The following is an 18,836-nucleotide window of genomic DNA, read 5'->3' on the forward strand; positions in this document are numbered from 1 at the left end:
ACATGGCCGTCAATCTGAATACTCCGAATCCTGCCGATCTGCTGCCGGTTGCCGGCGTCCGTCTGGGTGTTGCCGAAGCTGGCATCCGCAAGGCCGCCCGCCGCGACCTGACCGTGCTCGAACTCGCCGAAGGCAGCCGCGCGGCGGGCGTGTTCACCCGCAACCGCTTCTGCGCGGCACCGGTGCAGGTGTGCCGCGAGCACCTGCCGTCCGGGGCGATCCGGGCGATGGTCATCAACACCGGCAATGCCAATGCCGGCACCGGCGAGCCCGGCCTGGCCGCTGCGCGTGGTACCTGCGCGGCGCTGGCGAAGGAAATGAACATCGCTGCCGGGCAGGTGCTGCCGTTCTCGACCGGCGTGATCCTGGAGCCGCTGCCGGTCGACCGGCTGATCGCCGCCCTGCCGCGCGCGATCGCCGATCTGCGCGCCGACGGCTGGTTCGACGCCGCGCACGCAATCATGACCACCGACACGCTGGCCAAGGCGGTGTCGAAGCAGGTGCAGGTCGGCGGCAGGACCGTGACGCTGACCGGCATCAGCAAGGGCGCCGGCATGATCCGGCCGAACATGGCGACGATGCTTGGCTTCCTCGCCTGCGACGCCGCCGTCGCCCAGCCGGTGCTCGATGCACTGGTCCGGGAAGCGGCTGACCTGTCCTTCAACAGCATCACGGTCGATGGCGACACTTCGACCAACGATTCCTTCATCCTGATCGCCACCGGCCGGGCCGGCAACGCCGAGATCGCCGCCGCCAGCGGCGCCGACTACCAGGCGCTGCGCGATGCGGTGGTCGAGGTGTCGATCGCGCTGGCGCAGGCCATCGTGCGCGACGGCGAGGGCGCGACCAAGTTCATGACGGTCGCGGTCGAAGGCGGCCGCGATCGCGACGAGTGCCGCAAGGTCGGCTATGCGGTGGCGCATTCGCCGTTGGTGAAGACGGCCTTCTTTGCCTCGGATCCCAACCTCGGCCGCATCCTGGCCGCGATCGGCTATGCCGGCATCGACGACCTGGAGGTGTCGAAGCTGCGCGTGTGGCTCGGCAATCCGGACGAAGCCGTGCTGGTCGCCGAGCACGGCGGCCGGGCGGCGTCCTACGTCGAAGAAGCGGGCGCGCGCATCATGCAGCACGCCGAACTGTCGGTGCGCATCGACCTCGCCCGCGGCCAGGCTGCCGCGAGGGTATGGACTTGCGACTTCTCGTACGACTACGTCAGGATCAATGCGGATTACCGCTCCTGAGATCCTGCTCGAAAACGACTGCTGCCTGGCGTGCCACTCGCGCGACATCGAGGCTGAGCGCGAGTCCTGATTCATCCAGCTCGTCGAGCTCGAACCACCTTGCTTCGAGTGCGTCGTCTCCGGCGATCGGCTGGCCCGACTGCCACTTGCACAGCACTGCAATCAGGACGAAGTGCCGGCGCAGCCTGCCGCCGCCATCGCGGTCGAAGACATCGACCGCGGTGAAGACCCGATGCGCCTCGGCGTGAACGCCGGTTTCTTCGAGCAGTTCGCGGACTGCCGCATTCTCGATCGTCTCTCCGGCGTCGATCTTTCCGCCCGGGAAACCCCATCGTCCGGCATCGGGCGGATTGGCTCGCCGCACCAGGAGTATGCGGCCGTCGAGAAACACCGCGGCGATGGTCGCTGCGATCGGCCGGAGCGGCGGCTCGGCGGGATGTGAAGGGGAGGTTCTTTCCGGCATGGCATGCTCCCGGGATGAGGCCGGCAGACAGGCGGTATTCCAGCGCCTACCTTTGCCGGGATGGAAACGATAGCTTGGGTTTCCGGCCGCAAGGCATCCGATTATGCCGGTTCTGCCTGTGCCTGGCGGCGGCAGCGACTCATCCGAAGCTCGCGCAGGCATCGCGCAGGGCCGCTCGCATTGCCGGTTCGAAAGGATCGTGCCCCGCGTCGTCCACCCACGCCAGCCGGCTGGCGGGCAGGTGCCGGTGCAGCGCGAGCGCGCCTTCCGGGCGGCAGACCGCGTCCCGGCGGCCGTGCAGCAGGACGATCGGCAGGCCGGCGAGCGCGGCGGCCTGGCGCCGCCATTCGCCCTCGGCCAGGAAGCAGTCGTGGCGGAGGTAGTGGGCCTGCACCCGGTACTTGTCCAGCATGCGTGCGGCGCTTGCCGCGTCGAGTTGCGGCAGCGGCGCCGGCTGGCCGCGGGTGAGGCTGTCTTCCCATTGCATCCAGTGGCGGACGACGTTCAGCGCCAGGCCGTGGCCATTCCCGAGCACCGCGTCGCAGATCCGTTCCGCCAGCCGTCCATTGCCCGGCACGCAGGCGGCGAGCCGGGCATGTGCCGTCGGCTGCAGCGCGGCCGCACCGTCGAAGAACCAGTCGATGTCACTGCGGCGGGCGAGGAAGATGCCGCGCAGCACCGCGCCGAGGCAGGCTGCGCGATGCTGCGCGCTCCAGGCCAGTGCCAGCGTCGAACCCCATGAGCCGCCGCTGACCAGCCAGCGTTCGATGCCGAGATGGCGGCGCAGGCGCTCGATGTCGGCCACCAGGCCGGCCGTGGTATTGGCGGCCGGCGCGCCGCGCGGCGTGCTGCGGCCGCAGCCGCGCTGGTCGAACATCACGATGCGGAAGCGGCTGGCATCGAACAGGCCGGGATGACGCGGACTGCAGCCGCTGCCCGGGCCGCCGTGCAGGAACAGCAGCGGAATGCCGCCCGGGTTGCCGTATTGCCCGAACCAGATCGCGTGGCCGTCGCCGACTTCCAGCATGCCCTGCTGCCAGGGCCGCGAGTGGTCTGCGAAAGAGGCTCCGGAACGGACTTCGTCGGGGGCAGGGTTGTCGTTCATGGTGGCCATGCTACTGCTGCACGGCGGGGCCCGCGCCGGCGGCACACCAGCTTCATGAAAATCTTGAGGGCGGCTTCAGAGCTTTGCCGATGCCCGCGGTCGCGGGCAGGCGCAGGCTATGCACCGTGCCCCGGACGCTTCGTCCCGCACCGCACCGGGCGAACCGGCAAACCCCCGACCACGACAGGAGACACACCATGAAATGGGAAACCCCGACTGCCACCGACATGCGTTTCGGCTTCGAAATCACCATGTACATCGCGAACCGCTGATGCCGTCGCCCGGGAGCTGCGCGGCAGCTCCCGGCCAGGCAGGGATGGAGGGCTGCAGGTGAAAGTACGTGTTCTCGGCTCGGCTGCCGGCGGCGGATTCCCGCAGTGGAACTGCAACTGCCGCAACTGCGATGGCCTGCGCCGCGGCAGCGTGCGTGCCCGTGCCCGCACCCAGTCGTCGATCGCGGCGAGCGGCGACGGCGAGAACTGGGTGCTGTTCAACGCTTCGCCCGACATCCTGCAGCAGTTGCGCGAGACGCCGGAGCTGCAACCGGCACGTTCGCTGCGCGACACCGCGATTCGTGCCATCGTGCTGATCGATGCGCAGATCGACCATACCACCGGCCTGCTGATGCTGCGCGAGCACCGCCAGCCGCACGTGCTGTGGTGCACCGCGCCGGTGCGCGAGGACCTGAGCACCGGCAACCCGCTGTTCGGCGTGCTCGGCCACTACTGCGGGCTGGACCTGCACGAGATTCCGCTGCAGGGCGGCTTCAGCATTCCCGAACTGCCGGGCATCGGTTTCGCCGCGCTGCCGATCAGCAGCAATGCACCGCCGTATTCGCCGCGGCGCGACCGCCCGCAGCCGGGCGACAACATCGGCGTCACGCTGAATTGTGCGGACAGCGGCCGCCGCCTGTTCTACGCGCCCGGCCTCGGCGAGATGACGCCCGACGTCTGGGCGGCGATGCAGGCCGCCGACTGCGTGCTGGTCGATGGCACCTTGTGGACCGACGACGAGATGATCCGTCTCAGCGCTTCCGGCAAGACCTCACGCTCGATGGGGCACCTGCCGCAGAGCGGCCCCGGCGGCATGCTGGAGTGGTTGGAGCAACTGCCGGCTACTACCCGCAAGATCCTGATCCACATCAACAACACCAATCCGATCCTGGACGAGGACAGCCCCGAGCGTGCCGAGCTGAATGCACGCGGCGTGGAAGTCGCCTGGGACGGCATGGTGATCGAACTCTGAGCGGCTGTGCTGCAGCCTGCCGAGGATTGCCCGATGGGAGCGACTGATGGACGCTGAACTGATTGCCCCGCCGCCTGCCGCCCCTGCCGTCGATGACGGGGAGGCGCCGCTGCCGCACGAGGAATTCGAAGCGCGGCTGCGCGGCAAGAGCACGCGCTACCACATCCATCATCCCTTCCACGTGATGATGGCCGAAGGGCGGCTGACGCCGGCGCAGCTTCGCGGCTGGGTTGCCAACCGCTTCTACTACCAGGTGTCGATTCCGCTGAAGGACGCCGCGATTCTCGCCAACTGCCCGGAGCGCGAGATCCGCCGCGAGTGGATCCAGCGCATCCTCGACCATGACGGCCGCGGCGCCGACGACCCCGGCGGCATCGAAGCCTGGATCCGGCTCGGCGAAGCGGTCGGACTGACGAGGGAGGACGTCACCTCGCTGCGCCTGGTGGCGCCGGCGGCGCGCTTCGCGGTCGATGCCTACGTCAATTTCGCCCGCCGGCAGCCCTGGGAGGAGGCGGTCGCTTCCAGCCTCACCGAGCTGTTCGCGCCGCACATCCACCAGCAGCGCATCGACACCTGGCCACAGGTCTACCCCTGGGTCGATCCGGCGGGGCTGCAGTATTTCCGCAACCGCCTCACCCAGGCCAGGCGCGACGTCGACCACGGCCTGCGCTTCACGCTCGAGCACTTCAGCCGCAGCCGTGCCTTGCAGGAGCGTGCGCTGGAAATCCTGCAGTTCAAGCTCGACGTGCTGTGGGCGCTGGCCGACGCGATCATGCTCGATCAGTGCGAGATCGAGATACGGGGAGCGAAGGCATGAGCCGGGAAAATATCGCGGAAGCTGCCGGGCCGCTCGCCGGCGCCTGCCCGAAAGTGTCGCGCCGCTTTCGTCTGCAATGGGAGGAGGCGCAGCAGTCCTGGGTACTGCTCTACCCGGAAGGCATGGTCAGGCTCAACCGGAGCGCCGGCGAGATCCTGCGGCGCTGCGACGGCACTCGCACGCTGGAGACCATCGTCGGCGAACTGGAGCAGAGCTTCGGTGCCAGTGATCTGACCGCCGACGTCAGTGCCTTCATCGACATGGCGCGCCAGCAGCAATGGCTCGAAGCCAGGGCAGGCCGGCCATGAACGCGCCGCTGCCAGTTACGCCGGTTGCCTCGCCCGGCCCGCCGCTGTGGCTGCTGGCGGAAGTGACTTATCGCTGCCCGCTGCATTGCGCCTTCTGCTACAACCCGGTCGATTTCGCCCGCCACGATAGCGAACTGGCCACCGAGGACTGGCTGCGGGTGCTGCGCGAAGCGCGTGCCGCCGGCAGCGTGCAGTGCGGCTTTTCCGGCGGCGAGCCGCTGATGCGCGACGATCTCGAAATCCTGGTGGCAGAAGCGCACCGCCTCGGCTTCTACACCAACCTGCTGACCTCGGGCGTCGGCCTCGATGCCAGGCGCGCCCAGGCCTTGCGCGAGGCCGGGCTGGATCACATCCAGTTGTCCTTCCAGGACTCGACCCGCGAACTCAACGATTTCCTCTCGCACACCCGCACCTTCGACCTCAAGCAGCGCGTTGCCGGCCTGATCAAGCACAACGGCTGGCCGATGGTAATGAATTGCGTGATCCACCGGCTCAACATCGACTACGTCGAGAACATCATCGACATGGCGGTCGAGCTCGGCGCCGAATACCTGGAGCTCGCCAACAGCCAGTACTACTCCTGGGCACTGCTCAACCGCGACCAGTTGATGCCCTCGCGTGCCCAGCTCGAGCGCGCCGAGCGTATCGTCAACGAATGCCGGCAGCGCCTCGGCGACCGCATCCGCATCTTCTTCGTCGTGCCCGACTACTACGAGACGCGGCCCAAGAAGTGCATGAATGGCTGGGGCGAAGTCTTCCTGACGGTGACGCCGGACGGCACGGCCTTGCCCTGCCATACCGCGCGCATGCTGCCCGGGCTGGACTTTCCCAACGTCCGCGACATGGACGTGAAGTCGATCTGGTACGGCTCGGAAGGCTTCAGCCGCTATCGCGGCGATGCCTGGATGAAGGATCCGTGCCGAAGCTGTCCCGACAAGGAAAAGGACCGCGGCGGCTGCCGCTGCCAGGCCTGGATGCTGGCCGGCGATCCGGCTGCGGCCGATCCGGTCTGCGACAAATCGCCCCACCACAGCAAGGTCGTGCAGGTGGTGGAACAGGCCAGCGACCCCGGCTGGAAGGGCGGTGCGAAGCCGCTGATCTTCCGCGATCTGCGCCGCTCGCGGGAACTCGGGGCGCTAGAAAAGAGTGCGGCGGACGGCTGAGCCGTCGCCGATGCCGTCATTCAGCCGATTCGGTCCAACACTCCATGTACCGTATCCGCAGGGACGGCTTCAGCCGGGAGCGCCTGGCGGCGAAAGCAGCCGTGGAAGCGCGGCGCAGCCCCGTTCGCGGCCAGGCGCCCCGGGCCAAGCCGCTCCTGCAATGACTGGGCCGTCGTCGGTACGGTGTCATGGCTTCAATGCAGCACATGCGGCATTGCCAGCATGAAAGGCGGAATCGCCGCATCGAAACGATGGCCGTCGGCCGCCACCATCTGGTAGCTGCCATGCATGGTGCCGACCGGCGTTTCCAGCACACAGCCGCTGGTGTAGCCGAAGCTCTCGCCGGGCGCCAGCAGTGGCTGCTCGCCGACCACGCCCTTGCCGCGCACGTCCTGCACCTTGCTGTTGCCGTCGGTGATGATCCAGTGCCGGCTGATCAACTGTGCGGGCAGGCTGCCGGTGTTGCGCAGGCTGATGTGGTAGGCGAACACGTAATGCCCTTCGTCCGGGCGGGATTGCGCGGCGATGTATTCGGCCCTGGCCGATATCTCGATACGGTAGGGGGGCGCCGGGGTGTCTGGGGTATTCACGTCTCTGCCTCTCCTTGGTCTTGTTGTGCTCTGTTTCGCCGGGGCGAAGCGGTAAAATAGCACTTTTGCCCGGAACCGCCGCCATGTCCCAAGCCGTACCGTCTCCGCTCACCGCCCTGTCTCCGCTCGATGGCCGCTACCACGGCAAGGTCGCGGGCCTGCGCGACCACTTCTCCGAGCACGGCCTGATCCGCAACCGGGTGAAGGTGGAAGTCGAATGGCTGAAGGCGCTGGCCGCCGAGCCGGCGCTGGCGGAGATCGCGCCCTTTTCGCCGGCCACGGTCGCGGAACTCGACGGCGTCGTCGCCGCCTTCTCGACCGCGGACGGCGAGGCGGTGAAGGCGATCGAAGCCACCACCAACCACGACGTCAAGGCGATGGAATACTGGCTGAAGAAGCGCCTCGGCCACAACGCCGAAGTGATGAAAGTGTCCGAGTTCATCCACTTCGCCTGCACCTCGGAAGACATCAACAACACTTCGCATGCGCTGATGCTGGCCGAAGGCCGCGACCAGGTGCTGCTGCCGGCGCTCGATGCCGTGATCGCCCGCTTCCGCGAACTGGCCCACGCGCTGGCCGAGCTGCCGATGCTGTCGCGCACCCACGGCCAGCCCGCCAGCCCGACCACGCTGGGCAAGGAGATGGCCAACATCGCCGCTCGCCTGATGCGTGCCCGCGCGGCGATCGCCGGCGTGGCGATGACCGCCAAGTTCAACGGCGCGGTGGGCAACTACAATGCCCACCTGTCGGCCTGGCCGGCCTTCGACTGGGAAGGCTTCAACCGCCGCTTCATCGAATCGCTCGGCCTCGCCTTCAACGAATACACCATCCAGATCGAACCGCACGACGCGATGGCCGAACTGTTCGACGCCGTCGCCCGCGCCAACACCATGCTGATCGACGCCTGCCGCGACATCTGGATGTACATCTCGCTCGGCTACTTCAAGCAGAAACTCAAGGAAGGCGAAGTCGGCTCGTCGACGATGCCGCACAAGGTCAACCCGATCGACTTCGAGAACGCCGAAGGCAACTTCGGCATCGCCAACGCGGTGCTGAAGCACTTCTCCGAGAAGCTGCCGATCTCGCGCATGCAGCGCGACCTGACCGACTCCACCGTGCTGCGCAACATGGGCGTGGGCTTCGGCCACACCGTGCTGGCGCTCGACAGCTGCCTGCGCGGCCTGGGCAAGCTCGAAGCCGATCCGGCCCGCCTCGCCGCCGACCTCGACGAATGCTGGGAAGTGCTGGCCGAGCCGGTGCAGACCGTGATGCGCCGCTTCGGCATCGAGAACCCCTACGAGCAGCTCAAGGCGATGACGCGCGGCAAGGGCATCACCCGCGAAGCGCTGCAGGACTTCATCCGCACGCTGGCGATTCCCGCCGAAGCGCGCGACCACCTGCTGGCGATGACGCCGGCCAGTTACGTCGGCAAGGCTGCCGAACTGGCGCGCCGCATCTGAGTCCCGCAGGAGAGGATCAATGAAAACGAGCGCCACCTGCGGGTGGCGCTTTGCCGTAAGCAAGGAGCAAGCACATGGCTTTTGCCGACAACCTGAAAGCGATGCCCGGCGTGTCGCATCTTTGCGCCCTGAACCTGATCGACGCTGCCGACAGCATCGTCGCCTCCATCGAGAACAAGCCGGGCCAGGCGGGCTCGCTGGTGGTCTACAACCACCTCGCCCAGCTCTATGGCGCGATCACGCCCGAGGCGGCGAAGAAAGGCCTGGAGCTCTACGCCGAGCACACCGAGGATGCGCGCACCAACCCCGGCAAGCATCCCAACATCGACCGCCTGATCGGGCTGATGGAGCGGGGCGAGACCCTGCGCGTGAAGCAGGTGTTCGCCGTCTGATCGCCTGTGGCCCTCGCCTGCGGGCGAGGGGGCGTTCAGGCTTTCCGGGCGAGGAAGAAGGCGGTGTCCCCAGTGAAACTGCCATCTTCCTCGATCTCGAAGCATTCCTTCACGGCAGGCGTAGCCTGATCCTGCAGCGAGCGGATCGCGGCGACATGCGGTGCCGGCGTGTTCATGCGCGCGACCCAGGTGGGAAAGGCGAGGCGCAGGCGGAAGGTCCTGCATTCCTCGATGGCGAAGCCCGCGCGCGCCAGTGCCGCCAGCCATTCGGCGGCCGAGGCGTTGCGCACGTGGGAAGGGGCGCGCAGCAGTTCGAGGCTTTGCAGCCAGATGTCGAGCAGGAAGCTGCCGGGCGACACTACGTCCATGAAGATGGCCGTGCCGCCGGGCTTGAGGACGCGCTGCATTTCGGCCAGCCCGCCGTCGAAGGCGTGCCAGTGATGGGCGCTGAAGCGCGTTGCCTGCTCGAATACGTGCTGCTGGCAGAAGAAGCGCGGAAGCCGCGTCGCGTCGGCGGCGCCGGCTGCGTCTGAGCCAGGCGTATGGAAAGGGCTGCGGGAGACCCGAAGGTTCGGAGCCGAAAGCACGGCCGGTTCAGCAAGGTGTGTTGTACAGCGCACTCGAAAGTATCTTTATACGGTACTTTTTCTCAGAATGAAGATTGAAAGTGTTTTCAGGACTATGCTGCGAACCCTGTCATCACTTCCCGAATTTCTACGCCATGAGCACTTCCGCCGATCTCGTCGCCGCGCTGAAAGCCGAACTGCGCGAGGCCCGCATCACCTATGCCGAGCTGGCCGAGCGCATCGGCCTGGCCGAATCCAGCGTCAAGCGCATGTTCGCCCAGGGCGGCGACATGCCCTTGTCGCGCGTCGATGAAATCTGCCGCGTGCTGCGGCTGGACTTCGCCGATCTCGCCCGCCGCGTGGCGGAGCGTCAGCCGCTGCTTGCCGAACTGACGCTGGAACAGGAACAGGCGGTGGTGGCGGATCGTCGCCTGCTGCTGGTGGCGACCTGCTGCATGAGCCAGTGGAGCGCCGAGCAGATCGTCGCCACCTACCGTATCGACGCGGCCGAATGCACCGCCCATCTGCTGCGGCTGGACTGCCTTGGCATCATCGAGCTGCGGCCGCTCAACCGTTACCGCTTGCGCGTGGCGAAAGGCTTTCGCTGGTGTCCGCACGGCCCGGTGATGAGTTATTTCCGCAGCGAAGTGCTGGACGAGTACTTTGCCGGCGGCTTCGACGGCGAAGCCGAGATGCTGAGCGTGGTCCATGGCCAGCTCGGCGTCGGTGTGGCCGAAGGCTTCCGCGAACGGCTGATGCGCATCGGCGAGGACTTTTCCCGCCAGCACGTGGCCGACCAGAAACTGCCATCCGCCCGGCGCCGTCCCTACACCTTGGTGATCGCGATGCGTTCGTGGCTGATGTCGGCGTTCCGCGACCTCAAGCGCGACGACGTCGCCTGGCCGGATGCCGGCTGAAGCCTCATCTGGCCAAGTCCTGACCAAATCCCGGCCGAATCCTGCCGCTTGCCGGGCTTCATTCCTTTTCCCGCTTTCCTGTCCAGACCCGACACCATGTTCCGTTCCCTGCTCAAGACCGTGCTGCGCGCCGCCGCACGGGTGCTGTTCCGCGTCCGCGTCGAAGGCTGCCTGCCCGCGCAGCCGTCGCGGCTGCTGGTCATCGCCAACCACGAATCCTTTCTCGACGGCCTGCTGCTCGCCCTGTTCCTGCCTTACGACCCGGTGTTCGTCGTCAATACCCGGATCGCCGAGCGTCCCTTCTTCCGCCTTCTGCTGGCACTGGTCGATCACCTGAAAGTCGATACGAGCAGCCCGATGGCGATGAGGCAGGTGGTGCGCCTGATCGAATCCGGCCGCCCGGTGGCGATCTTCCCGGAAGGGCGCATCACCACTACCGGCAGCCTGATGAAGACCTACGACGGTCCGGCCTTCGTCGCCGCCCGCACCGGCGCCACCTTGCTGCCGGTGCGCATCGACGGCGCCGCGCGCACCTATTTCTCCCGCCTGGGTGGGCGCTATCCGCGCCGCCTGTTGCCGCAGATCAGCCTGTTCGTGCAGCCCGCCACGCGCATCGACATGCCGTCGGCGCCGACCGCCCGCGAACGTCGGCGCAAGGCGGGCGAGGCGATGCGCCGGGTGATGCAGGAGATGATCTTCGCCAGCCGGCCGCGCCAGACCCTGTTCGAAGCGCTGCTCGACGCCAGCGCCATTCACGGCGCCCGGCGGCCGGTGGTGGAAGACGTCAAGCAGCAGGAATACGGCTACGGCGAAGTGTTGCGCATGGCGCTCGGCCTGGGGCGGCTGGTGTCGCGCCATACCGAGGCGGGCGAGAACGTCGGCGTGCTGCTGCCCAATCTGGCGCCCACGTTGGCGCTGGTGTTCGGTTTGAGCGCGCAGCGCCGCGTGCCGGCGATGCTCAACTACACTGCCGGCGTGGACGGCATGCAGGCTGCCTGCACTGCCGCCGGCATCCGCACCGTGCTGACCGCCCGCGCCTTCGTCGACCAGGCCAGGCTGGGCGACAAGCTGGCGGCGCTGCAGGGCGTGCGCGTACTGTACCTGGAAGACCTGCGTGCCGGCATGTCGCTGGCCGACAGGCTGTGGCTGGTGCTGTGGGCGGTACGCTTCCCGCGCCTGGCCAGTCACATCGGCGATGCAGAGGATCCGGCGGTGATCCTGTTCACTTCGGGTTCCGAAGGCAAGCCCAAGGGCGTGGTGCTGTCGCACCGTGCGCTGCTCGCCAACATCGCGCAGATTCGTGCGGTGGTGGATTTCTCGGTGGATGACAAGGTGCTGGATGCGCTGCCGCTGTTCCATTCCTTCGGCCTGACGGCCGGCGGCCTGCTGCCGGTGCTGTGCGGCGCGCGGGTGTTCCTGTATCCCAGCCCGCTGCACTACCGGGTGATTCCGGAACTGGCCTACGATCGAGGCTGCACTGCGCTGCTGGGTACCTCGACCTTTCTCGGCAACTACGCCAGGCACGCCCACCCTTACGATTTCCATCGCCTGCGCTACGTCATCGCCGGCGCCGAGAAGCTGGCCGAGCCGGTGAGGGAGGCCTGGTTCGACAAGTTCGGCATCCGTATCCTCGAAGGCTATGGCGCCACCGAAACTGCCCCGGTGATTGCGGTGAACACGCCGATGGCTTTCCGCCGCGGCACCGTCGGCCAGATCCTGCCCGGCCTGCATGCGAAGCTGGTGCCGGTGGCGGGCATCGGCGATTTCGATGGCCGGCGCGGCATGCTGCACGTGCAGGGGCCGAACCTGATGAGCGGCTACCTGCGCGCCGAAGCGCCGGGTCTGCTGCAGCCGCCGGTGTCGGCGCTGGGCGAAGGCTGGTACGAAACCGGCGACGTGGTGGAGATCGACGACGAGGGCTTCGTGCGCATCGTCGGCCGCGTCAAGCGCTTCGCCAAGCTTGCCGGCGAAATGGTCAGCCTGGAGGTGGTGGAGAAGATCGCCGCGCTGGCTTCGCCCGCTGCCCAGCACGCTGCCAGCAGCCGTGCCGACGCGGCGCGCGGCGAGGCGCTGGTGCTGTTCAGCACCGACCCGGCGCTGGGCCGCGAGGCGCTCACCGCCGCGGCGCAGAAGGCCGGCATGGCCGAACTGGCGGTGCCGCGCCTGATCGTACCGGTGGCGGCACTGCCGCTGCTGGGCACCGGCAAGACCGACTACGTCACCCTCAAGCAATGGGCGGAGGCCGCATGATGAAACCCGTCCCGAAGATCGCTTCGCCCGCGCGCCGGCGCTGGCTGCGCGCAGGGCTTGCTGCCGGCGTGCTGGCAGCGGGCGGCGGCGTGGCTGCCAGGATGGCCCAGTCCCGGCTGCTGAATCCCTGCTTTGCGGCATTGCCGCCGGAATGGGCCGGGCATCCGCTGGTGGCGGCTGCGTGGCAAGGGCTGGACCCGGCACAGGTGTGGGACTGCCATGTGCACCTGGCCGGCACCGGCGATGGCGGCCATGGCATCGAGATGTCGCCGGACATGCTGAGCCCCTTGAATCCGCTGCAATACCTGCAGCGCCTGTTCTACCTCAATGCCGGCTGCGTGCATCAGGCGCCGGGCCGGGTGGACGACAGCTACGTCGAGCGCCTGCTGAACCTGAGCGACGGCATGGCGCCCGGCTACAAGAGCATGCTGTTTGCCTTCGACCGCGCCCATGCGGCGGACGGTACGCCGATGCCCGAGCGCAGCGCGCTGTATGTGCCGGACGCCTATGCCCGCAAGCTGGCGCAGGCGATGCCGGAGCGTTTCGAGTGGGTGTGCTCGGTGCATCCGTATCGCGCCGATGCCGAGGACGCCTTGCAGCAGGCGGCGGAGCAGGGCGCCCGTGCGGTGAAGTGGCTGCCGCCGGCGATGGGCATCGACCCCGCCGATCCGGCCTGTGACCGTGTCTACCGGGTGCTGGCACGGCTGGGGCTGCCGCTGATCACCCATGTCGGCGAGGAGAGGGCGGTGCACGGCATCGGCCGGCCGGAATGGGGCAATCCGCTGCGCCTGCGCCGCGCGCTGGACCTGGGGGCGCGGGTGGTGATGGCGCATTGCGCGACGGTGGGCGAGGATGTCGATCTGGACCGGGGCGAGAACGGCCCGCGTGTGCCGAGCTTTGCATTGTTCGAGCGCATGATGGCGGAGCCGGCCTGGCGGAGCCTGCTGTTCGGCGACATCTCGGCCATCGTGCTGCGCAATCGTGAGCCTGAACGCCTGCGCGTGCTGATCGAGCGCGAGGACTGGCATCCGCGCCTGCTGTACGGCACCGATTATCCTCTGCCCGGCATCCTGCCGCTGATCTCGCCCGCCGCGCTGGCGCGCGAGGACATGCTGGACGAGGAGGCCGTACCCTTGCTCGAAACGATTCGCGAGCACAATCCGCTGCTGTTCAGTTTCGTGCTGAAGCGCCTGCTGCACAGCAAGGGCCGCCGTTTTTCGGCAGCAGTGTTCGAAACCCGCCGTTTCTTCGACCGGAATCCTGTATGAGCAGCCAGTTCAAGCTGATGGAGCAGCGCCGCTTCCTGCCTTTCTTCCTGACCCAGTTCCTCGGCGCCTTCAACGACAATTTCTACAAGAATGCGCTGGTGGTGCTGATCACTTTCCAGGCCGCCCGGCTCACCGAACTGTCGCCCGGCGTGCTGGTGAATCTGGCGGCGGGGCTGTTCATCCTGCCTTTCCTGCTGTTTTCCGCGATTGCCGGGCAGTTCGCCGACAAGTTCGAGAAGAGCCGGCTGATCCGCTGGACCAAGCTGCTGGAAATCGGCCTGATGCTGCTCGCCGCGCTCGGCTTCGCGCTGATGTCGCTGCCGCTGCTGCTGGCGACGCTGTTCCTGATGGGCACGCAGTCGGCGATCTTCGGCCCGGTGAAATACGCCATCCTGCCGCAGATGCTGGACGAAACCGAACTGGTCGGCGGCAATGCGCTGGTGGAATCGGGCACTTTCCTGGCGATCCTGCTCGGCACCATCGTCGGCGGCCTGCTGATCGAGGCGCCGAACGGCGTGGCCTGGGTGTCGGCCGGCACGCTGGCGGTGGCGGTGCTGGGCTATCTGAGCAGCCGCGCGATTCCGCCGGCGGCCGCGGTCGATCCGCAGATGAAGATAGCCTGGAGCCCGGTCCGCCAGACCTGGCAGATGATCCGCTTCGCTGCCGACGAGCGCACGGTGTTCCTGTCCATCCTCGGCATCTCGTGGTTCTGGTTCTACGGCGCGATGTTCCTGTCGCAGTTTCCCGGTTTCGCCGCCACCGTGCTGGGCGGCGACGAGAAGGCGGTCACCCTGTTGCTGGCAGTGTTCTCGCTCGGCATCGCGCTCGGTTCGCTGCTGTGCGAGCGGCTGTCGGGCAAGCAGGTCGAGATCGGCCTGGTGCCATTCGGTTCGATCGGCCTGACCCTGTTCGGCCTGGACCTGTGGTGGGCGAGCGCGGGGCTGGAAGCCGGCGCGGCGATGCGTCCGCTCGCCGAACTGCTGGCCGAGCCGGCGGTGTGGCGCATCCTGTTCGATCTGGTGATGCTGTCGCTATGCGGCGGCTTCTACATCGTGCCGCTGTACGCGCTGGTGCAGAGCCGCTCTGCGCCTTCGCACCGTTCGCGCATCATCGCTGCCAACAACATTCTCAATGCGCTGTTCATGGTCGCGGCGGCCGGTCTGGGGGCCGGGCTGCTGGCGGCCGGCGCCAGCGTGCCGCAACTGTTCCTGGTGACGGCGCTGCTCAATGCCGTGGTGGCGATCTACATCTACACCCTGGTGCCGGAGTTCCTGCTGCGCTTCATCGTCTGGCTGCTGGTGCATACGGTGTACCGGCTGCGCGTCGAGGGCATCGAGCAGGTGCCGGAGAAGGGCGGCGCGGTCATCGTCGCCAACCACGTGAGCTTCGTCGATGCGCTGATCATCATGGCGGCCTGCCGGCGGCCGATCCGCTTCGTCATGGATCACCGCATCTTCCGCTGGCCGATCCTGTCCTTCATTTTCCGCACCAGCCGCGCGATTCCGATCGCGCCGGCCAGTGAAGACCGGGCAATGATGGAGCGCGCCTTCGACGAAGTGGCGCGGGCGCTGGAAGCCGGTGAACTGGTGGGCCTGTTTCCGGAAGGGAAGATCACCGGCGACGGCGGGATGTCGCCTTTCCGCCCCGGCATCGCCCGCATCGTCGCCCGCACGCCGGTGCCGGTGGTGCCGATGGCCTTGCGCGGGCTGTGGGGCAGCTTCTTCAGCCGCAAGGGCGGCGCGGCGATGACGCGGCCCTTCCGCCGCGGTGCCTTCAGCCGCATCGAGCTGGTGGCGGATGCGCCGATCGAAGCCGCCGAGGTTTCGCCCGAAGCCTTGTATCAGCGGGTGGCGGCCCTGCGCGGCGACCGGGCTTGAGTTGGCGGGCCGGGCGGATTGGCACGACGGCAACAAGGAAGACGCGCGGCGCTACCTGGCCTGGGAGACGGGCCTGGTCGGCCCGCTCGATGAGCAGGAGCCGGCGTCTTTCCGTCTCCCTGCCGGCCCTGCGCCTGATCGGAGGACTGCGCCCTGTCCGGGCGTTTCGCCGCGGTGACGGGCCTGCCATGCCGGGATTCGGCGCAGTCCAGCGGAACCCGGTGCCGAAATGAAAAAGGCGCCCGGGTGGGGCGCCTTTTCCTCAGCGTGCCGGGCCGTATCAGACCACCGCTTCTTCTTTCTCCTTCTTCACCTTCACGAACTGCTCGCGCTTCATGCCGAGCCAGATCGCCAGCGGGCTGGCGACCAGCACCGAGGAGTAGATGCCGAAGCAGATGCCGATGGTCAGCGCCAGCGAGAAGTAGAACAGCGTCTCGCCGCCGAAGATCAGCATCGACAACACCATCATCTGGGTGCTGCCGTGAGTGATGACGGTACGCGAGATGGTGCTGGTGATGGCATGATCGACCACCTGCTCGGTGGTGTAGCCGCGCTTCTTGCGGAAGGTTTCGCGCACGCGGTCGAAGATGACCACCGATTCGTTCACCGAGTAGCCCAGCACCGCCAGCGTCGCCGCCAGTACCGCCAGCGAGAATTCCCACTGGAAGAAGGCGAAGAAGCCCAGGATGATGATCACGTCGTGGAGGTTGGCGACGATGGTGGCGACGCCCAGGCGCCATTCGAAGCGCAGCGCCAGATAGACGACGATGCCGATGATCACCAGCAGCAGCGCCATCGCGCCGTCGCTGGCGAGCTCCTTGCCCACCTGCGGGCCGACGAACTCGACGCGGCGCAGTTCCGGCGCCGGCGCGTCCATCTTGTGCAGCGTGGCCATCACGCGGTCGGCGATGCCGTTGCTGTCGACGTCGTCGCGGTTGGGCAGGCGGATCAGCACGTCGCGCGCGCTGCCGAAGTGCTGCACCAGGATGTCGGTGTTGCCGTCGGCCGCGAGCGCGGTACGGATCGGCTCCAGCGGCTGGGCCTCGGTATAGATGACTTCGACCAGCGTGCCGCCGGTGAACTCCACCGACAGGTGCAGGCCGCGGGTGGCGATGAAGAACACCGCGAGCAGGAAAGTGGCGAAAGAGATCGCGTTGAACACCAGCGAGTGGCGCATGAACGGGATGTCTTTCTTGATGCGGAAGAATTCCATGATTGTGCGTTCCCTTGTCCCGCGCTCAGTTGCTGTCCGGTTTCCAGACCTGGCCGATGGACAGGCTGTCGATCTTGCGGCGGCGGCCGTAGATGAAGTTGATCAGCATCCGCGACACCAGGATGGCGCTGAACATCGAAGTCAGGATGCCGAGGCAGTGCACCACGGCGAAGCCGCGCACCGGCCCCGAACCGAACACCAGCAGCGCGATACCGGCGATCAGGCTGGTGACGTTGGAGTCGAGAATGGTGCTCCCGGCACGCTCGTAGCCGGCGGCGATCGCGGCCTGCGGGCTGGAACCGTTGCGCAGTTCCTCGCGAATGCGCTCGTTGATCAGCACGTTGGCGTCGATCGCCATGCCCAGTGTGAGCGCCATTGCGGCGATGCCGGGCAGCGTCAGCGTGGCCTGCAGCAGCGACAGCAGCGCCACCAGCAGCAGCAGGTTGGCGGCCAGCGCGATCGACGACACGACGCCGAACAGCGCGTAGTACAGGCACATGAACACGGCGATGGCGACGAAGCCCCACAGCGTCGAGTTGAAGCCCTTGGTGATGTTGTCGGCGCCGAGGCTGGGGCCGACGGTGCGCTCCTCGATGATTTCCATCGGCGCGGCGAGCGAGCCGGCGCGCAGCAGCAGAGCGACGTCATTGGCTTCGGTGGTGGTCATGCGGCCGGAGATCTGCACGCGGCCGCCGCCGATCTCGGTGCGGATCACCGGCGCGGTGACGACTTCGCCCTTGCCCTTCTCGATCAGCAGGATCGCCATGCGCTTGCCGACGCTCTCGCGCGTGACGTCGCGGAAGATGCGGGCGCCGGCGGCGTCCAGCGTCAGATGCACCGCGGGTTCGTTGGTCTGGCCGTCGAAGCCGGGCTGGGCGTCGGTGAGGCGGTCGCCGGTCAGCACGACCTGCTTCCTGACCAGCAGCGGACCGCCGCCACGCTCCGAATACAGTTCGGTGCCGAAGGGGATGTTGCCCGCCAGTGCCGATTCGATCGCGCCGGGGGTGTCGTCCACCATGCGCACTTCCAGCGTCGCGGTGCGGCCAAGGATGTCCTTGGCCTTGGCCACGTCCTGCACGCCCGGCAGCTGGACGACGATGCGATCCGCGCCCTGCTGCTGGATCACCGGCTCGGCGACGCCGAGTTCGTTGATGCGGTTGTGCAGCGTGGTGATGTTCTGCTTGATGGCGAAATCGCGCATCGTCTGCTGCGCCTGCGGCGTCAGCGTGGCGACCAGGCGCAGGTCGTCGGCGCCGGCGTCGCGGTCGCTCAGTTGCAGATCGGCGGTGTTGTCCTGGATGGCTCGGCGGCCGGCCTCGCGCTGGGCGGCCTCGCGGAAGCGGATGACGACGGTGTTGCCTTCGCGGCTGATGCCGGCGTGGCGGACGTTCTTGTCGCGCATCAGCGTGCGCAGGTCGCCGGTGGTGGAGTCGAGGCGCTTGGTCAGCGCGCCCGGCATGTCCACTTCGAGCAGGAAATGCACGCCGCCGCGCAGGTCGAGGCCGAGGTACATCGGCAGCGCGTGGATCGCGGTCAGCCAGGCGGGCGAGGCCGGCAGCAGGTTCAGCGCGACGACGTAGGACGGGTCTTCGGCATCCGGGTTGAAGGCGCGCTCGATGACGTCCTTGGCGCGCAGCTGGATGTCGGTGCTGGCGAAGCGGGCACGCACGCTGCCGGCGTCGGAGAAGATGCCGTCGTGTTCGATGCCGGCGTCCTTCAGCGCATTGGCGACGCGATCGGAGGCGGCAGCGGGGTCGAGCCTCAGCGTGGCCTTGGCGCTGGACACCTGGACTGCGGGAACCTCGCCGTAGAAGTTGGGCAAGGTGTAGATCAGACCCCACAACAGCACGAGGCCGATCATGAGGTTCTTCCAGAGGGGATAGCGATTCATCGTCGGCGGCAGACAGTATGGTGCCGGGCCGCGACCATCGCCTGGGGCGGTGGCGGGCGGGGCAGCCGGG

General features: G+C 67.5%; 18 protein-coding genes. 12 read left to right on the forward strand and 6 right to left on the reverse strand.

Features of this window, described 5'->3' with window-relative positions:
• The first annotated feature begins 2 nt into the window (after positions 1–2).
• The gene (argJ, locus tag TBU01S_RS07500) at positions 3–1,241 is read left to right on the forward strand and encodes a bifunctional glutamate N-acetyltransferase/amino-acid acetyltransferase ArgJ (protein ID WP_068636021.1); all 1,239 of its coding nucleotides are present in this window, start codon (positions 3–5) and stop codon (positions 1,239–1,241) included.
• Here argJ and TBU01S_RS07505 read toward each other — a convergent pair.
• Both TBU01S_RS07505 and TBU01S_RS07510 read right to left on the reverse strand, forming a co-directional pair.
• Positions 1,219–1,632: an NUDIX hydrolase gene (locus TBU01S_RS07505; protein ID WP_217999583.1), complete on the reverse strand. Its 414-nt coding sequence runs from the start codon at positions 1,630–1,632 to the stop codon at positions 1,219–1,221. The two genes, argJ and TBU01S_RS07505, sit on opposite strands and share 23 nt — an antisense overlap.
• A 211-nt stretch (positions 1,633–1,843) precedes the next feature.
• Positions 1,844–2,809: an alpha/beta fold hydrolase gene (locus TBU01S_RS07510; protein WP_369404197.1), complete on the reverse strand. Its 966-nt coding sequence runs from the start codon at positions 2,807–2,809 to the stop codon at positions 1,844–1,846.
• A 197-nt stretch (positions 2,810–3,006) separates the two neighbouring features.
• Here TBU01S_RS07510 and pqqA point away from each other — a divergent pair, with 197 nt between their 5' ends.
• Genes pqqA through pqqE form a run of 5 tightly spaced genes read left to right on the forward strand, consistent with a single transcriptional unit; the run spans position 3,007 to position 6,342 of the window.
• Entirely contained in the window at positions 3,007–3,081 is a 75-nt protein-coding gene (gene pqqA / locus TBU01S_RS07515) for a pyrroloquinoline quinone precursor peptide PqqA (RefSeq protein ID WP_068636095.1), read from the forward strand.
• A gap of 58 nt (positions 3,082–3,139) precedes the next feature.
• Positions 3,140–4,054, forward strand: a complete 915-nt coding sequence (gene pqqB / locus TBU01S_RS07520) for a pyrroloquinoline quinone biosynthesis protein PqqB (RefSeq protein ID WP_068636023.1) — start codon at positions 3,140–3,142, stop codon at positions 4,052–4,054.
• Positions 4,055–4,100: 46 nt separating this feature from the next.
• The gene (pqqC, locus tag TBU01S_RS07525; RefSeq protein WP_068636024.1) at positions 4,101–4,871 is read left to right on the forward strand and encodes a pyrroloquinoline-quinone synthase PqqC; all 771 of its coding nucleotides are present in this window, start codon (positions 4,101–4,103) and stop codon (positions 4,869–4,871) included.
• Complete coding sequence (gene pqqD, locus TBU01S_RS07530; RefSeq protein WP_068636025.1) at positions 4,868–5,179, forward strand: pyrroloquinoline quinone biosynthesis peptide chaperone PqqD; 312 nt, start codon at positions 4,868–4,870, stop codon at positions 5,177–5,179. Before pqqC ends, pqqD begins: the two co-directional genes overlap by 4 nt.
• Complete coding sequence (pqqE, locus tag TBU01S_RS07535; protein ID WP_068636026.1) at positions 5,176–6,342, forward strand: pyrroloquinoline quinone biosynthesis protein PqqE; 1,167 nt, start codon at positions 5,176–5,178, stop codon at positions 6,340–6,342. Before pqqD ends, pqqE begins: the two co-directional genes overlap by 4 nt.
• Before the next feature lie 194 nt (positions 6,343–6,536).
• Here pqqE and apaG read toward each other — a convergent pair whose 3' ends face one another.
• Positions 6,537–6,932 carry a Co2+/Mg2+ efflux facilitator ApaG/CorD gene (apaG, locus tag TBU01S_RS07540; RefSeq protein WP_068636027.1) on the reverse strand — a complete coding sequence of 132 codons (396 nt, stop codon included), beginning with the start codon at positions 6,930–6,932 and terminating at the stop codon, positions 6,537–6,539.
• A gap of 83 nt (positions 6,933–7,015) precedes the next feature.
• Here apaG and purB point away from each other — a divergent pair, with 83 nt between their 5' ends.
• Complete coding sequence (purB, locus tag TBU01S_RS07545; RefSeq protein ID WP_068636028.1) at positions 7,016–8,392, forward strand: adenylosuccinate lyase; 1,377 nt, start codon at positions 7,016–7,018, stop codon at positions 8,390–8,392.
• Between the two features lie 74 nt (positions 8,393–8,466).
• Positions 8,467–8,784 carry a DUF2322 family protein gene (locus tag TBU01S_RS07550; protein WP_068636029.1) on the forward strand — a complete coding sequence of 106 codons (318 nt, stop codon included), beginning with the start codon at positions 8,467–8,469 and terminating at the stop codon, positions 8,782–8,784.
• Between the two features lie 35 nt (positions 8,785–8,819).
• Here the strand turns inward: TBU01S_RS07550 and TBU01S_RS07555 are convergent, their stop codons facing one another.
• Positions 8,820–9,371 (reverse strand): class I SAM-dependent methyltransferase, encoded by a 552-nt coding sequence (locus tag TBU01S_RS07555; protein WP_068636030.1) that lies wholly within the window; start codon positions 9,369–9,371, stop codon positions 8,820–8,822.
• 134 nt (positions 9,372–9,505) lie between these two features.
• Here TBU01S_RS07555 and TBU01S_RS07560 point away from each other — a divergent pair, with 134 nt between their 5' ends.
• The 4 genes from TBU01S_RS07560 (at position 9,506) to TBU01S_RS07575 (ending at position 15,662) form a co-directional block, all read left to right on the forward strand.
• A complete protein-coding gene (locus tag TBU01S_RS07560; RefSeq protein WP_068636031.1) occupies positions 9,506–10,267 on the forward strand; it encodes a helix-turn-helix domain-containing protein in 762 nt (253 codons plus the stop codon).
• A gap of 96 nt (positions 10,268–10,363) precedes the next feature.
• Positions 10,364–12,517, forward strand: a complete 2,154-nt coding sequence (gene aas, locus TBU01S_RS07565; RefSeq protein ID WP_068636096.1) for a bifunctional acyl-ACP--phospholipid O-acyltransferase/long-chain-fatty-acid--ACP ligase — start codon at positions 10,364–10,366, stop codon at positions 12,515–12,517.
• Positions 12,514–13,785 (forward strand): amidohydrolase family protein, encoded by a 1,272-nt coding sequence (locus tag TBU01S_RS07570; RefSeq protein ID WP_245650870.1) that lies wholly within the window; start codon positions 12,514–12,516, stop codon positions 13,783–13,785. The genes aas and TBU01S_RS07570 overlap by 4 nt, the downstream gene beginning before the upstream one ends.
• The gene (locus TBU01S_RS07575; RefSeq protein WP_068636032.1) at positions 13,782–15,662 is read left to right on the forward strand and encodes an MFS transporter; all 1,881 of its coding nucleotides are present in this window, start codon (positions 13,782–13,784) and stop codon (positions 15,660–15,662) included. The genes TBU01S_RS07570 and TBU01S_RS07575 overlap by 4 nt, the downstream gene beginning before the upstream one ends.
• A 280-nt stretch (positions 15,663–15,942) precedes the next feature.
• Here the strand turns inward: TBU01S_RS07575 and secF are convergent, their stop codons facing one another.
• The gene (gene secF, locus TBU01S_RS07580) at positions 15,943–16,875 is read right to left on the reverse strand and encodes a protein translocase subunit SecF (RefSeq protein WP_068636033.1); all 933 of its coding nucleotides are present in this window, start codon (positions 16,873–16,875) and stop codon (positions 15,943–15,945) included.
• Positions 16,876–16,900: 25 nt separating this feature from the next.
• A complete protein-coding gene (secD, locus tag TBU01S_RS07585) occupies positions 16,901–18,766 on the reverse strand; it encodes a protein translocase subunit SecD (protein ID WP_068636034.1) in 1,866 nt (621 codons plus the stop codon).
• Between the last annotated feature and the right edge of the window lie 70 nt (positions 18,767–18,836).

This window comes from Thauera butanivorans NBRC 103042 (assembly GCF_001591165.1).
Classification (GTDB): Bacteria; Pseudomonadota; Gammaproteobacteria; order Burkholderiales; family Rhodocyclaceae; genus Thauera; species Thauera butanivorans.